This window comes from Staphylococcus sp. 191 (assembly GCF_011174885.1).
GTDB classification, from domain to species: Bacteria; Bacillota; Bacilli; order Staphylococcales; family Staphylococcaceae; genus Staphylococcus; species Staphylococcus coagulans.
Genome location: NZ_PNRJ01000001.1, coordinates 54169 through 70228, shown reverse-complemented (window position 1 = coordinate 70228; position 16060 = coordinate 54169). Strand labels below are relative to the sequence as shown.

The following is a 16060-nucleotide window of genomic DNA, read 5'->3' as shown; positions in this document are numbered from 1 at the left end:
AGTCTTCTGAACATATACAATAAAACCGTTTGAGTAACAACAAATAAAGCCCTTTTATAGTGTACAAATGAATCAATGAAGATAATAAAGAAGAGTGAGACAGAAATCGATTTGGATTCGTCTCACCCTTCCCTAGCTAAGATAACTAAGTATGTACAAACTTTCATACAAAAGCGCTCTTAAACAGTACATTTATGCACCTTATATTTAAAGTTCTCTTTTAGACTAAATGTATTATATTTCAATCTCAACTTTCCATCTTATTTGATACGTAAATCAAACGCGACACGATACATGTTTAATAATGATGAATGACGTCACTCACCACACCTGTTGTATTAACAGTTGCTAATTCTGAATGACAACTTTTAACTTCTTTGCGTAATGCACGCACAAGTGGACCGCTGTTTTCTTTTTTTACCATTGTTAAAATAGTTGGTCCCGCCCCGGATAAAACAGTGGCATAAGCATGATAGCGATGGGCAATTGTTTTAATTTGATCAAAATCTTGAATGAGATGTTGACGAAACGGTTCGTGCAGGCCATCTTGTTCCATCATTTGACCCGCGAGAACATAATTATGCTGAATTAACGCACTTATCATTGTATTGCTAATAGCGCTATATTTCACCGCTTCTTTATGCGTCAATGTCTCTGGCAACACTTTTCGTGCTGTTGTTGTCGCTAACTCATAACTTGGTATTGTGACAATAAAATCAACATCTGGTACATCAATATGTGCAACACTTGTGATATGTGTTTCTACATTATGATAGCCCACTACTAATCCGCCATAAATCGTCGGTGCGACATTATCAGGATGGCCTTCAATATTAGTGGCAAGTTGTAAAAGCTCATACTTAGATAACTCTATGTCTCCAAAATAATTGGCGATGTATAAAGCAGCAACAAGTGCAGATGCCGAAGAGCCAAGACCTCGTGCTAAAGGGATATCACTAAACATTTTTATTTCTAAAGCAGGTAAGGTCACTCGATACTTATCCGCCACTTTTTGAGCAATCTGATACATATAGTGCGCCTCATCTTCAGGTAAACCAACCAAATGCGGTCCTTCATGAACAAAACGCCATTTTTCGCCTGAAATGATTTGCGCCTCAATATATAAAAACTTGTTTAATGCCATACCAATTGAATCAAAACCACAACCTAGATTCGCAGTCGATGCGGGAACTTTCAAGCTCAATTTATTTTTTGTCATTGTAACGCATCCTTAATATATTGAATAATACTTTCCTTATTATTTGGTAATGCTTGAATTGGGTTCTCCAATAAACCAATCGCAGTGTCTGGGTCTTTTAAACCATTTCCGGTTAATACCGCAACAACACGTTGACCTTGTTTGAGTCGACCTTGACGATGTAATTTAATCAGACCTGCAATGGATGCATTACTTGCTGGCTCACTAAAAATACCTTCTTTAGACGTCATCAATTGATAAGCTTCTAAAATTTCTTCGTCTGTGATAGCATCAATAAGTCCTTGTGACTCATCAATAGCTTGTACCGCTTTGTCCCAACTTGCAGGATTACCAATACGAATCGCCGTTGCGATAGTCTCTGGATTTTTCACTACTTTATTTTGCACAATAGGTGAAGCGCCTTCTGCTTGAAAGCCAAACATCTGTGGTAATCCAGATTGATTTGCATCATGATAAGTTTTAAATCCTTTCCAATATGCGGTAATATTGCCTGCATTACCAACAGGAATCGCTAAAACATCAGGTGCTTGTCCTTCAAGTTGGTCGACAATTTCAAATGCTCCTGTTTTTTGACCTTCAATACGGTATGGATTGACAGAGTTTACTAATTCAATTTCACCGTCCTGCGCTACTTCTTTTACGATTTCTAAAGCTTCGTCAAAGTTTCCTTCAATAGAAACAATTTCTGCACCATACATCACAGCTTGTGATAATTTACCTAATGCAATTTTGCCTTCTGGAATAACTACAATTGCTTTTAAACCTGCTCTTGCTGCATAAGCGGCTGCCGAAGCGGATGTATTCCCCGTTGATGCGCAAATTACAATTTTACGCCCTTGTTCCTTGGCTTTAGTGACTGCCATCACCATACCTCTATCTTTAAATGAACCTGTAGGATTGGCACCTTCATATTTGACATAGAGTTCGACACCTAACATTTCTGAAATTGTATCGCAATAAATTAAAGGCGTATGCCCTTCATTTAATGTCACTTTAGGTGTATCATCTGTGACTGGTAAAAATGATTGATATTCTTCAACAAGACCTTTCCATAATTTCATTCTTATCAAACTCCTTCAACTGGATATACTTTTTGTACGTGATAGCCTTCTTCTGATTCGACGTAAGTTGTTGGATGTTGATCAACACCAACAACAACCACTGCTACACTATTAGACGATAACGTTTCAATCTGAAGAGACTTATGAAAAGGTAGCTTGCTTTTCAATGTCGCTTCGACTTGCTTTTGTGAAACTTCAGGTGTATTAATCACTAAATAATAACTTTCCTTTTCTTTTATCGTTACTGTTTCGCCATCGTCCATCATTTCTTTTGTTTTATCAGTTTTTAATTCAAAATGCGGTGGCAATGTATGAAGATCAGACTCAAATTGAAGTGCAACATTTAATAAGTCACTCACGACTGCTGAGCCTGTAGCTAAACTGCCGGCACCTTTTCCATAAAACATTGTTTCTCCTACAGCGTCTCCGATAACATATATCGCATTGTATTCATTTTCAACCGCTGCAAGTTGGTGTGAATGTGCAATTAAAGTTGGTTTCACGGATGCTTCCACTTTACCGTTGACATAAGCCCCTTTCCCAATAAGTTTAATCTTGTAGCCTAAAGCTTTTGCAGCATCTATATCTTGGGTCGTTACACCACTAATCCCTTCTGTTTCAACATCTTTTAAATTAATTACTTGGTTAAATGATAAATAAGAAGTAATAACGACTTTACGCGCTGCATCGATACCTTCAACATCATCTGTTGGATCTACTTCTGCAAATCCTAAATCTTGCGCTTCTTTTAAAGCATCTTCATAAGGTGTGCCTTCTTCTGTCATTTTAGTTAAAATAAAATTCGAAGTACCATTAAAGACACCCATGAATTTACTGATATTATTTGCATTCAATCCATTATTTATTGCATTGACAATCGGTATACCCCCAGCTACACTCGCTTCATATTTAAGCGCCACTGCATTTTGTTGTGCTAGGTCTTCTAAAACGCGCAAGTGAACAGCCAATAAATCTTTATTTGCCGTAATGACATGTTTCTTTTGAGTCAATGCTGCTTTTAACCAATCCACAGTCGGCTCAATCCCACCCATTACTTCAATAATAATATCAACATCATTGTCATTTAAAATGTCATTGATATCCTCGGTTAAGTGATATCGAGAAATGTTCAATGGACGTTTTTTTGATGTGTCTCGGACCAAAATATGTTTAATGTGGATATCTTTTTGGATTGTATCTTTAATTTGTTGATGGTTCTCTTCAATGATTTTTACGACACCTGAACCGACAGTACCTAATCCTAATAACGCAACATTGAGTTGTTTCATCTAAATCCCTCCGCTTAAATTCTCTCAAAAATTATTCAAGTACAGTTGAAATATATGTAAATATGGTTTAGTATAAATTCATTCACAAAGTTTGTAAAGTTCTAAAAATTTAGAAATATACCTTTATATTACCATTAGTCTTTATCAAACTAAATAGGCAAAGCATCATTAAAGAAAGGTTGTCAAAATTTATGAAAGTATCAAAATTTGGGGGAAGTTCAGTAGCGTCTGCTGAACAAATCAAAAAAGTTTTAAACATTGTAAACAGTGACAATGATAGACGCATCATTGTTGTTTCTGCACCTGGTAAACGGAATGATGATGATATCAAGACAACCGATCTTCTCATTAGGTTGTACGAAAAAGTAGTTAACGGGTTAGATTATATACATAAAAAAGAAGAAATATTAACACGTTTTCAAGATATTATTGATGGACTGTCACTCAAAACAGACGTCCTAAACGAAATCGATCAAACATTAGAACACCATATTTCTACATTAAAAGATCAGCCTGCACGTTTATTAGATGCGCTGAAATCTTCAGGAGAAAATTTCAATGCACAAATTATCGCTGCATATAATAATGAACAAGGGATTCCAACGACGTATTTGTCACCAAAAGAAGCGGGTATTATTGTGACAGATGATCCGGGTAATGCTCAAATTCTTGAATCAAGTTACGATCAAATCAACCAACTTAAAAACTATGATAAAAAAATCATTATTCCTGGCTTTTTTGGCTATTCTGAAACAAATCATATTGTGACATTCCCTCGCGGTGGCTCAGATATTACTGGTGCCATTGTTGCTCGAGGTGTTAAAGCTGATTTGTATGAAAACTTTACGGATGTTTCCGGAATTTACCGTGCAAATCCAAAAGTGATTTCAAAACCAGAAATCATTAACGAAATCACCTATCGTGAAATGCGAGAATTATCTTACGCAGGATTTAGCGTCTTTCATGATGAAGCATTACAACCTCTTTATCATTACCGCATACCTGTCGTTATTAAAAATACAAATCGCCCCGATGATCCAGGGACTTATATTGTGCATGATCGAGAAATTGATCGAAAAAATGTCGTAACCGGTATCAGTTGTGATAAAAACTTTACAAGCATTAACATAAAAAAATATTTAATGAACAGACAAGTGGGCTTCACAGTTAATATTCTTGATATTTTGGCTAAACATTATATTTCATTTGACCACATGCCATCTGGAATCGATAATATTAGTATTATCATGCGTTCAGCACAACTCGTTGGAAAAGAACAAAAAGTATTAGAAGAAATCCGTCAACGTTGTGAAATCGACGAGTTAAGTGTTGAAAATGATTTGGCCATTTTAATGGTTGTCGGTGAAGGGATGAGTGCAGCGGTAGGCACAGCAAATAAAATTACTGACGCACTCGCACAGGCCAATATTAATTTAAAAATGATTAACCAAGGTTCATCTGAAATCTCAATGATGTTTGGTATATCTACTAAAGATGCCGATGACGCAGTCAAAGCGTGCTATCAACATTGTTATCAAAAATAAGTAAAGAAGAAGTACTTATCCCCCCTCTCTAATGAGGTGTTAACGATAAGTACTTCTTTCTGTAAGTACCTTTCTTAATAAATCTTCACCTACTGCCACTTTTAACGTAATAAATTGATAATAACTCATGCGATCTATTAAGTGACGATAGTATTGAACTTGTTTTTGATTTAAAGGTTCATGTAATAAATACATTAAAACTATTTCAGGTTTTATATAATCCACATTCCATTTTAATGAATGATAATATATTTGTTTTTCAGGAATTCTAATATTATTATTTAATCGAAACATCCACTCTTCATTATATACATCATAAACAATTATATTGAGTAATAATATTTCATTTTCATAAACTTCTACAGATGCGATTTGATGTAGACGATGTTTCTCACAATTCAGCATTTTCCCATGTTTATCCAAACCCTTAATTCGATAATTTTGAGGAATTACACTTAAAACAGTCAACAAATCCATTCTGTTGACACAAATTTCTATCCCATCTTCCAAACATAATTGATCATTTAAAAATAAATTAGTCGCTGCTTCTCCGTGAAATTTAAAATCATTCGGAACGCGTTCAATTAATGTGTACATCAGTCGGTTGACATGACATTTCTGATTTTCTTCCATTAATTCACACCTCCATGGAAAACGCTTACACATGACAGTAATTATACAAGATAAGCTTATACTTATCAATCAACACACCTTTAAAAAAACATTTGTTGCTACTTTTGTCACAATTATTTTGATATTTTTTTATTAAGTATAATAATTATAATCTTTAGGCAATGCAAATCCATTATTAAATTATAATACTAGTAATAGTTGTTTAGTTTCAGAAAATTTAATAACAAAAATCTTTAATATTCATACTTTTACGTTGAATTATATATTATTTCATTGTAAGCTATTAAATATATCACTCCTACATTTGAACAATAACTATTTCGCTTTAAAAATAATTGAATTCCTATTTAATAACAGTTAAAATTTTACATGTATGGATTGGATATTTTGTGTACTTTTAAATGACATAAACAGTTTTTTTGAATTTCCTTAAGAATATTCTTTTAAAACTATAAAAATTTTAATATAATATGACTTAGGGTATTAAGAATTTAGAAAAGGAGTGAAATTATGAACAACCATTTTAAAATGGAAACTGAAGCTATCTTCTTTTATGAATCAAATAGAAAGAAAATTATCAGTGAATTAAAAAAGCAACATGGTCTCAAGTTAAACGACATCTTGTTTTTATATCACTTAAAAACGACAAATAGCCGCCGTATTTCTTTGCACAAAGTCAAACAATCGATTGACTTCAGTTTAATGGAGATACATAAATCATTAACGGCGCTGACTGAAAAAGACATCATTGGTAAAGAACGTTCTACAGAAGATGAAAGAAAAGTATTTATTACTATTGATGACAAACAAGCTAAGAAGATGGATCAATTATTAGATGATTTTAATCAAATCCAAAAAGAAGTGCTTCAATAGGCCTTCTACCCCAAAAAAATGACCGTACGATATAACAGATATCATTCTCCGTGGTATCTGTCTTTTTATTATTCAAAAATATTTTCACTTTACACATGCATGAAATTAGACATTCATTTAAAATTAACATAAGATAAATATTAACTTATATCTCATTACAACAAGGTTATGAAAGGAGGATAAATGCCATGTCAATTATGATTTGGGTTATCATATCTGCCTTATTTATTATTGTCTTGCTCAGTTTATTGCGTGTTAAATTTTATCAAAATAAATTAGAAGTTGAGCTTTATACAAAGAGTCAGCTATTAAATAAAATTTCTAAAATGAAGCAAGAAAAATATCAATTCCAAACTAAAGAAAAAGATTCAAGTGAATACCATCTCGACTTGCGCCGCGCCAAACAGACGTTAACTCAAGATTTGGATGCACTTGTTGATGATGAGAAAATCCGCCATTATCGTATATTTACTACAAGTCAAATTGCACCTAAGAATACGATATATCCTTTTATTTCGCAGTTTGATATCCTTGTAGTCACAAATATTGGTTTAATTCTGTTGAACCTTAAAGCTTTAAAAGCAAAAACATTTTATCACTTTGAGGGACGCTTACCTTTAAAAGATGAAAGTGACATTCATCAAATTGTTGGTCATTACATTGCCCACCAATACCACAACCAATTTCAATCAGAATTAAGAACACACTATACATTTAGTGAAAACATTCATGAGAATGAAGTGACGTATCAATTTAACAAATATGATCCATATGAAATGGCTGAAAAAGCAACACAAAACCTGCAAACGCATTTTGAATCCTTAGTAGATTTACCAGTTTCTACAATTGGGGTTATTTACTGTGCGAAACAAAATGGAGAGCGTATCGATGGCGATGCGACACCATATAGTCAAGTTTATACTTGTGAAAACAACCAAGATTTCAAAAATGCTTTACAACAATTTATTGCCACAACACATAGTAACCTTTCAAATACATCATATGAACAAGTAATTAACAATATTGAACATAATAATTAAATTCTGAATTTTAGTGTATTCATTCTACAAGTACTTTAAAAATAAAAGCTCATTGATGTATATAGCAGATTCACATCAATGAGCTTATACTTTTATAGACAAAGCTACCGTATTGTTTATGTCACAACGTTTGCCAGTAGCAAGAATACTTGTCAATTGATTTTAGTATTATTGTATTTTTCATATATTGAATTATATGAGTCTTGAACAATTTTAAAATTTGTTCTAATTTGTTTACTAAACTTACAGTACTACATATAAAGATACAAGTTTTATAATCATTTACATAGTTATAATCATAATTAAGATTCTTGTCTCTTTTTAATATCAAATGTTAAAAACATTCACAAATTTTTCTCTGCCTTTTTGTGCTATACAATCAATAAAAAGCACGAGGTATCTTAGAAAACATCTCTGTCTTTATTATAAACAAATTTTATAACAATCCGTGATTAGTATTCATTTAAAATTGCAGAGTACTAAAACTCGCAAGAATAGAAACAAACATTAAACTGGGTTTCATTTATACCTAAAATTACAGAGTACTAAAACACGTACTGAGGTACTACCGTCCTTATGCTGTTTCATTTATACCTAAAATTACAGAGTACTAAAACATAATCCTATAGCTCTAGCAGCATCGATTAGTTTCATTTATACCTAAAATTACAGAGTACTAAAACTAACACGATAAGTAACTGGTTTACCTTGTGGTTTCATTTATACCTAAAATTACAGAGTACTAAAACACGTTGGTTCTTTTTTCTTTATAGATTGAGTTTCATTTATACCTAAAATTACAGAGTACTAAAACGACGATTATAGTCTGCATTAACTAAACCGTGTTTCATTTATACCTAAAATTACAGAGTACTAAAACCTCTAGCTATAATTATAGCTTATTTTTATGATTATTATAAGCAAGTTTATGCTAGACATTTTTAAATTTTCGTTTAATTTTGTTTAAAATAATCTAGAAGCGCTTGATTAATCGATTGATTTACAAGTCAATTGACCAAGCGCTAGAACCTTTCCCTTTAATAGGCGTTTAGATTTATTTATTAAACTTCAAATCATACATTTTGATATATTTCGCTACAGCAATCGGTAAATTATCATAATGGATATCCAATTCAAAATCTTGTTTTGCATGTTTAAGGTATCTTACGACAACATAGATATCTATTGGCTCAAACACAATGATATCAGCTAAATTATAATTTGAAATCTTCGGAGTTAATTCAATGACCTCTTGATATAATTGAATAATTTTTTCTAAGCTACGTTTAATTTCATGCTTTTCAAAATTAAGTGGTGCATCCCACACCAAGTGATCAATAAACTCTGCTGTCAATAATTGCTTTTCATTTCTAATATAATTCATATGCGCTAAATCATGAGCTATAAAATGTTTAGACCCTGTTAATACAATTATTGGAACCCCTAATCCCTCTAAAATATTTCTAAATCGAATTTGTTCTTTCGGACTTAGATTAGATTCGGGATAGCAATAAATCAATAATGTTTTATTATTAGATTGATAATTTAACTCTTCAACAATTAAAGGTATTAGTGATTCTAATCTGACAATTAAGCGACTATATTCATGATCTAAATCATATGCAAACTCTATATTTTTAATAAAGGATTTTATATCAAATCGCTTTGTTTTTAAGGGTAAATCACTTTTAACAAGGTTTAACAAATCTTCTAATAAAACGTTAATAGAGTTCAAATAGCTCTCTCGTTCATATTGTTCTGATAAAAGCCGATTGATTTTTTTAGTTATTAAAGCATTGGCAGACAAAGTATGTTCCTTATTAATTTCTTCATGACTTAACATGTAACATTGATAAAGAGTGTAAGGCAATTGTTCTTGGTTGATTCTTTCATAAATGCTTACTTCATCCTTATTTGAATGGCGCTTTTGAAAATAATCACATATGATATTTAATATGTCTTCTTCCTTAGTCTCAAATTCATTGTATATTGATGTGTACATCCCAATGTTCATTTCAGTCTTTGGGATAAGCGTACTTTTTATCTCCCAAATCATATTGTTCATTATAATTATCCTTTAAAATATTATTGTTCGATTATCACCGAGTAAAGCTATGTTTTGATCTTCCTTACCTAACAAAATTTGCATTTTTTCGTATTGTTTCTCGGTTATAATTAAAGATCTTACATGGCCGTCTTGAGGTAAAAATTGTTTTACTTGTAAAACTGAAAAATCTGCAGCATCTTTATTGGCAACACTTTTAATATAAACTGAATATTGCATCATCAAAAAACCATTTTCAAGTAACCTTTTTCTAAATTTACTATAAATTCGCCTCTGCTTTTTCGTCTCAACTGGTAAGTCAAACATAATCATGACTCTCATAAACCTATAGCTCATAGAAAGTAAATTGCTTAATATCTGGAAATTTAAGCAATTGTTTTTGACCTTCTCTAAAATAATCAATGATAGATTGTATCATGATTTCAATAGCGCGTATAACTGTTTGCATCTTACCATCTATAAGCACTCTAGCATGTAACAAATTCACAAGCTTTAATCGATATGCTTTTGTCAAAAAATCTTCAGGCGGATGTTTGAATAAGAATAAATCTACTAAAGGTCTAAAGGGTTCAATAAAGTCTGATGCGAGATTAAAATGATTTCTTCCACCTATATGGTGAATACCTAACGCGGGAATGAGCCCTTTTGCTACGATAGTTCTTGCAATAGCTGCATTCAAAATCGTGTATCCATAATTAAGAACTGCATTCTCTAATGAATTGTCATCGTCACGTCTGAATTCTTCAAAAAAGCTATTAAAATAATATTTTGCAGCTTGTCCTTCAATATTGTGTTCATCTTTTAATTGAACAACATCTCTCAATTCATGCATTTTACGAATCCTAGCTTCGTCTATATTATTATGTTCCATGCACGTAATTTGATTCAATATTTTTTGCTTCACTATTTGCTTCCATAGTTCTTCTTTACTTAATTCATCCCACGACAATTGCGCTTTCATTTGTGCATACTGACTGAAATGACCAGAAATAGGTTGTAATACACATTCTGGCAAATGCTTTTGATTGCAAAAAATTACTAAAATATTATAATCAGATAATTCAACTAATAATCTAGCTGTTACCGTAACAGTCAAATCTTCAATGACAACCGCAAAAATATCACTCAGAGGTACTTTAATCTCCTGGTCTCCCTTAGCAATTTTCAAGCTATTCAATGATAAAGATAACTTAGTGACATCACTCGCATAAACGATACGCCAAGACATTATAAGACACCTCTTTTAAAGATAAGTTGTGGACTTTTTGAAGGTTTAACTTTAAATTGATTACCTAAAATGTCAGTTGAATATTTTTCAATCTTTTCAGTTTTTTTAGTTATTGTTTTAAAAATACGTGGTGTTTTTTTAATTCCCATCAGGTCACAATAGTCTTTATAATTAATATCAACCATATTTAATTCCACTACATTTCTTGTAGAATTGTTTACTCCAATTACTCTGAACAGTTCATCGTTAATAGAAATCAAGTCATTATAATAAAAACTACCAATAAATTGAGCATCACTTGGTACTTTATATCTTTCTTTCAATGCTTGATATTCATTTTTTAATATTTGATAATGCTTCTCTTTTTTCTTTATATCCATATAAGTTAAAGTAAGCATATGATAACCTGCTTTTGAGTGAAAAACATCGAAGCGAAAAGGCTTAATAGAGAGCTGTACGACCTTTCTTTTTGCGCCCGAAAAATTTGTGCTTATATCTAGATGAGTCCCTACTTTTTTTCCAATATACTTTAATCTTTTAATAGTGGGTCCTTTTTCATTTTTGGCATATTTAGTAAGGTATTCACCATTTTCTTCATAATACTTAGCAAATGGATTTTTCTCTTCTCCATATTGTTTAATCACTAGCATTAATTTTTCAAAAGTTTGAGGATCATGTTTATACATAAGTAACTTCTCAGGCGTTTTTAAAAATAAATCTTTAATTTTAGTATTATCTTTGGCATATATATCTTTAACAGTTTGAACAATATAATGGTTTTCATTCACTTCTCGTGTAGAATACAAACTATCATTAATCAATTGTCTATTTGGTTTCTTATCTACTCGATGTGAATATTTAAAATCTTTATAATCTTTAATATCTTGGACTTGCTTAGGAATTTCAAACATTTTGCGATAGTCTTGTTCAGTTAGTAAATTCTTAGAACCTTTATTTTTATTTAAACTTAAATTATTATTTTCTAAGATAGCATTAGCTTCTTTAAGTTCTTTAGACTGTTTGAATAAATAACTTACATTGGCAATAATTAACGCATCTTCCGCATGATGTTTAAAACCTTTATTTCGAGATTTATCAAACTTCCAAGCTTTTCGCAAATAGTTTGTAAAACTTCCATTAATCGTTTTAACTTTAACGTCTAAATCATTAGCACTAAAGTAAGATTTCAATAATTGTACTAACTCTCTTGTTGCATAGCGTGTATCTACCAAATTACGATTAATAAACTCTTTTTGAACTTCAAATTTATTAATATCACGTTCTTCTAACAAATACTCTCTCTTTTTCTTAGATATTCTCTCCTTAGATTTACTTAGGTTGAGTATGTGTTGCTTAAATTGCACGTATGATAAAGCGCTTTCATTAGAATTCAAATACTGATAAGGTGTACGGTTTCCTTTCTTACTATTTTCTTCTTGCTTTACTAGAACTTTATTATTAAAAGAGTTATCAAACGAAACTGATCTCGGAATAATATGATCGATTTCATAATGTGATGGATTTCTAAGTAAATCATCTAATGGAATATTTTGTAAAGAATATAAACATTTTCCTTCTTGCATTTGATGCAATTTTATTTTTTCAACTAAGCCTTTCGCATTGCGATTTCCGTATTCTCGAATTACTTCTTCTACTTGTTTTCTTGTATTCTCATTTTCTTTTTGTATACGGTTAAGAAACTTTCTTCGATCTTCACTATTTTTTTCTCGAGCTAATTCAATAATAATCTCTTCTGGCAATCCGTACTTTTTAATTATTGTATTTACGATTTCAATTGATTGAATAAAAGACCGTTTTACGACAGGTGACAAAATGAACTCTTCAACCATGTTCTTAGGAATTTGCTTCTGTTTAGAAAGCTGATATTTTTGAGGCTTAAGATTTAGAGCAGTAAATACTTCCATTTGATTTCGAGATGTCTGCCACATTTCATCGATTAATAGATGTAAACACTTTAACGATAAACGATGTGTCCCCGTATAACCATTCAAATGAGCAATTGCTTCTTTCTCAGACTCTGTTAATAAATCCTGCAGTTGATCCAAGGCTTCTTTAATACTTAAAGGATCTTGATAAAGCGTTAAAATAAATGCAATTTCATCTAATAATTCAATATTTTCTAAGTTTTTCTTATCCAAAAATATTTTATTTAAATCATGATACAACTTAAATGATGTAAATTGCGGCTTTCCATTTTTGGTGATTCTGTATCCTTTAATATCAGATTCTTTAACATCTATTTCTTTAGCAATTTGTTTTAATGTTGGTGTTTTCTTTTGTTTGAAAACATTTTCAATAATATGATACTTTTCGAAATATTCTAACTTTTCATTTTCATCTCTTGCGATTACTAAATTATTCAAATCATTTAGTGCGTTAAATAAATCTGCTGTATATGCGTACTTAACACTTCTTAATTCCTCTGGAAAGTAAGTACATCTTCCCATTAACATTTCATACCATTGTTTCAAATCGCCCTCCCAACCGTATTGACTACCTTTGCCCGGGCCTTCATAGTATTCTCTTCTCGTTTCTAATAAATGTGTGTACTGTTCTATAAAATGTTCATCAATGTCATGGTATTTTTGTTGGGTTGTTAATATTTGTCTTGCTTCTCTTACAAAATCCTCAGTTTTAAATCTGTTACGTTCGCCTCTTACTTTATACTGTTCGTTTAACCTATCTAATTGAAGTTCACAAACATATCGATTTTCTAATTGCTTTGCATTTTCTTTTAATTGCTCTTTTGTCGATAGTTCATTAGTGCTTTCATTCTCGTCCATCACAACATTTACATTATGTATCCCTCTTCTTTTAGCCAAATGTAATAATGCAATAACTAGTTCACTTTTAGATAATGGTGATGATAATCCCTTGACCCTGATTGCGTATGGGTTTGTACTCTTAGGAATCTTGTCATCAATGATTAAATGGTATTGTGCTAGTAAATTTTTAACTCGATCTAATCTATGAATTCTTCTTCGTTTTAAACGTCTTGAACCCCTTTTAGCTCTTCTACCCTCATTATTTTCAACATTTGCTTCAGGAAATAATCTCACACCCGCATCAATCACTGATTTTGAATCACTATGAATTAAACCGTATCCAACTGATGCGATACCAACATCTAAACCGAGAATATAACTATTTTTCAAATTTTTATCCTCCTTTTATTTTATTTATTACATTATAATACACTTTAAAACGAAAAAAAATCCCACTAATAAATTAGTGGGATAAACACGACATTTTGTCTTGTTTTAGTAGATTCTGTAATTTTAGGTATAAATACAATATATATTGTGACTTTATATTACACGATTACAATAACTTATGTCAACTCTTTTTGTTACTTAAAATCATATAGAATAAGTTGATCTTCATATCTTTTGATGATACGGCTAGATGAAACAAAATAAATAAACAAATAAAATTTATCAGCTTATCAAAATGCTTTATTTAATTTATTATCTATCAGTGATTTTACTTTGGATATGTGCACTCTTAAAAATTTCTATTGGATCTTAACTAATTACCTATTTAAAGCAGCTTAATTAGATAAAAATTTATTCAAAAAACAAATGTAAGTATCATGCTTTTGGGTTAGACTATGACAGCCCTTCTTCCTTATTAAAAACTTGCTCCCTAACGTTTGGAGAGAACAAGTTTTATAATTGATTATCAGTTTTAATTAAATCGTTTCAATAGAATTTTCATTCTTTTATGTCACTTTGTTGATATCTCATTTTGTTAAGTATAAATAAAATAGCTGGTAACACAATATAACCAATGAACATAGCTGTAATTGCGAAATAGTTCAAAGTGGTATGCTGGCCTTCAACGATTGAAAACTGTCCTTTCCAATTGAATTTAACTAATAATATGATTGTAAATAAAAATGAAATGGTAGGAAGTATCACATCTGTAAAGACATTTTTCTTAACGTTTTCTAATACTGTCCCTTTATTTTTATTGTAATAAAATACAATCACCCCTATTGGAACGACTAAAAATTGAATAAAACGTGAGATTGAACTTAACACAATAATACTTGTCATATTATATTGAAACGCCATAGGAATAATAATAGCAATTAAAAAAGTAACGATAAAGGCATTAAACGGAAAATCATATTTTGTACGTTTTTTAAACCATGGGGAAATTTGTTGTTGATTCGCAATGGCTTCAATGATTCTTGGTGTAGAAAATGAAGCAGCTACGTTAATTCCAAACATGGATATAAGTGCACCATATAAGATGATATTTTGGATGATTGGTGAGTGAAAAACAGCTACTAAGGAAACAACTTGCTTTGTTTCAATTAACGCTTGTGGGTTCAATGCCATTGTAACTAAAATAATCCCTAAATAAACAGCAGCAATCGAAAGAATAGCTAATGGGATAGCGCGTGGTAAATTTTTCTCTGGATTTTTCATATCTTCAGATCCACTCGCTACACTTTCGAAGCCCGTAAAAGCATAAAATGCAGCAACAATCGCCAAAACAAAAGTTGTGGTATCGATTTTAGAAGTGTCGACGATATGCGTAACTTCCGAAAAACGAACTTCACCGGTTGTTACAATTACAACAATACCAGCTACAATTGTTGTAACGAGAGCGAGTAATTTACCAATCGTTGATAAATTATTAATAATCTCAAAGAGTTTATTCCCTGTAATATTAATTAATAGTAGTGTTACCATTAATATTAAAAAACCAATTGTAATTAGTGTGGTGTTTGTATTGTCACCCCCGAATATTGTGATGACTGTTTTCACAACTGCTGTAGACATAACTCCCCATGCGATACATGCCGCTATGAAGCGTGTAATACCTACATAGAAACCAATATTGTCGCCAAAAGCCGCAGTTGCATAAGCATACGCCGCACCACTTTTATTTACATATTTTGAAGCAGCGGCAAATGTTACTGCCAATATAGAAGCAAATATAGCTGCTAATATATAGACATAAGGCGTGTATGACCCGGCAATGGATATGACTGCACCTGGAGATAAGAAGATCCCTGATCCGATAATTGAGTTAATTGCTAATAAGACGATTGACCAAAATCCTAATTTCTTCAT

12 protein-coding genes and 1 CRISPR repeat array are annotated in these 16060 nt (G+C 31.5%); of the genes, 3 read left to right on the top strand and 9 right to left on the bottom strand.

The window, feature by feature from the left end:
* Positions 1-298 precede the first annotated feature (298 nt).
* From thrB to C1H58_RS00285, 3 genes are read right to left on the bottom strand one after another with little or no spacing between them, the layout of a single operon-like run.
* Positions 299-1219, bottom strand: coding sequence for a homoserine kinase (gene thrB / locus C1H58_RS00295; protein ID WP_103356188.1), 921 nt, complete (start codon positions 1217-1219; stop codon positions 299-301).
* On the bottom strand, positions 1216-2280 hold the full coding sequence (gene thrC, locus C1H58_RS00290; protein WP_165544962.1) for a threonine synthase: 1065 nt from the start codon (positions 2278-2280) through the stop codon (positions 1216-1218). The genes thrB and thrC overlap by 4 nt, the downstream gene beginning before the upstream one ends.
* A 5-nt stretch (positions 2281-2285) precedes the next feature.
* Positions 2286-3569 carry a homoserine dehydrogenase gene (locus C1H58_RS00285; protein WP_165544961.1) on the bottom strand — a complete coding sequence of 428 codons (1284 nt, stop codon included), beginning with the start codon at positions 3567-3569 and terminating at the stop codon, positions 2286-2288.
* Positions 3570-3760: 191 nt separating this feature from the next.
* On the opposite strand from C1H58_RS00285, the gene C1H58_RS00280 reads away from it, so the two are divergent.
* On the top strand, positions 3761-5113 hold the full coding sequence (locus tag C1H58_RS00280) for an aspartate kinase (protein ID WP_165544960.1): 1353 nt from the start codon (positions 3761-3763) through the stop codon (positions 5111-5113).
* Positions 5114-5152: 39 nt separating this feature from the next.
* On the opposite strand, the gene C1H58_RS00275 is transcribed toward C1H58_RS00280, so the two are convergent.
* Positions 5153-5746, bottom strand: coding sequence for a hypothetical protein (locus tag C1H58_RS00275; protein WP_165544959.1), 594 nt, complete (start codon positions 5744-5746; stop codon positions 5153-5155).
* A gap of 510 nt (positions 5747-6256) precedes the next feature.
* On the opposite strand from C1H58_RS00275, the gene C1H58_RS00270 reads away from it, so the two are divergent.
* The gene (locus C1H58_RS00270; protein WP_050331066.1) at positions 6257-6619 is read left to right on the top strand and encodes a transcriptional regulator, SarA/Rot family; all 363 of its coding nucleotides are present in this window, start codon (positions 6257-6259) and stop codon (positions 6617-6619) included.
* A 188-nt stretch (positions 6620-6807) separates the two neighbouring features.
* Complete coding sequence (locus C1H58_RS00265) at positions 6808-7659, top strand: hypothetical protein (RefSeq protein ID WP_165544958.1); 852 nt, start codon at positions 6808-6810, stop codon at positions 7657-7659.
* A gap of 516 nt (positions 7660-8175) precedes the next feature.
* Positions 8176-8539: direct repeats of the CRISPR family, unit length 36 nt; unit sequence GTTTCATTTATACCTAAAATTACAGAGTACTAAAAC.
* A 174-nt stretch (positions 8540-8713) separates the two neighbouring features.
* Here the strand turns inward: C1H58_RS00265 and C1H58_RS00260 are convergent.
* The 5 genes from C1H58_RS00260 to C1H58_RS00240 all read right to left on the bottom strand — a co-directional run bounded on the left by C1H58_RS00260 (position 8714) and on the right by C1H58_RS00240 (position 16060).
* Positions 8714-9724, bottom strand: coding sequence for a hypothetical protein (locus C1H58_RS00260; protein ID WP_060829974.1), 1011 nt, complete (start codon positions 9722-9724; stop codon positions 8714-8716).
* Positions 9725-9736: 12 nt separating this feature from the next.
* Positions 9737-10045, bottom strand: a complete 309-nt coding sequence (cas2, locus tag C1H58_RS00255) for a CRISPR-associated endonuclease Cas2 (protein WP_060829975.1) — start codon at positions 10043-10045, stop codon at positions 9737-9739.
* Positions 10046-10049: 4 nt separating this feature from the next.
* Positions 10050-10952 carry a type II CRISPR-associated endonuclease Cas1 gene (gene cas1 / locus C1H58_RS00250; RefSeq protein WP_060829976.1) on the bottom strand — a complete coding sequence of 301 codons (903 nt, stop codon included), beginning with the start codon at positions 10950-10952 and terminating at the stop codon, positions 10050-10052.
* Positions 10952-14128 carry a type II CRISPR RNA-guided endonuclease Cas9 gene (cas9, locus tag C1H58_RS00245; RefSeq protein WP_165544957.1) on the bottom strand — a complete coding sequence of 1059 codons (3177 nt, stop codon included), beginning with the start codon at positions 14126-14128 and terminating at the stop codon, positions 10952-10954. Before cas9 ends, cas1 begins: the two co-directional genes overlap by 1 nt.
* 558 nt (positions 14129-14686) lie before the next feature.
* Complete coding sequence (locus C1H58_RS00240) at positions 14687-16060, bottom strand: APC family permease (RefSeq protein ID WP_165544956.1); 1374 nt, start codon at positions 16058-16060, stop codon at positions 14687-14689.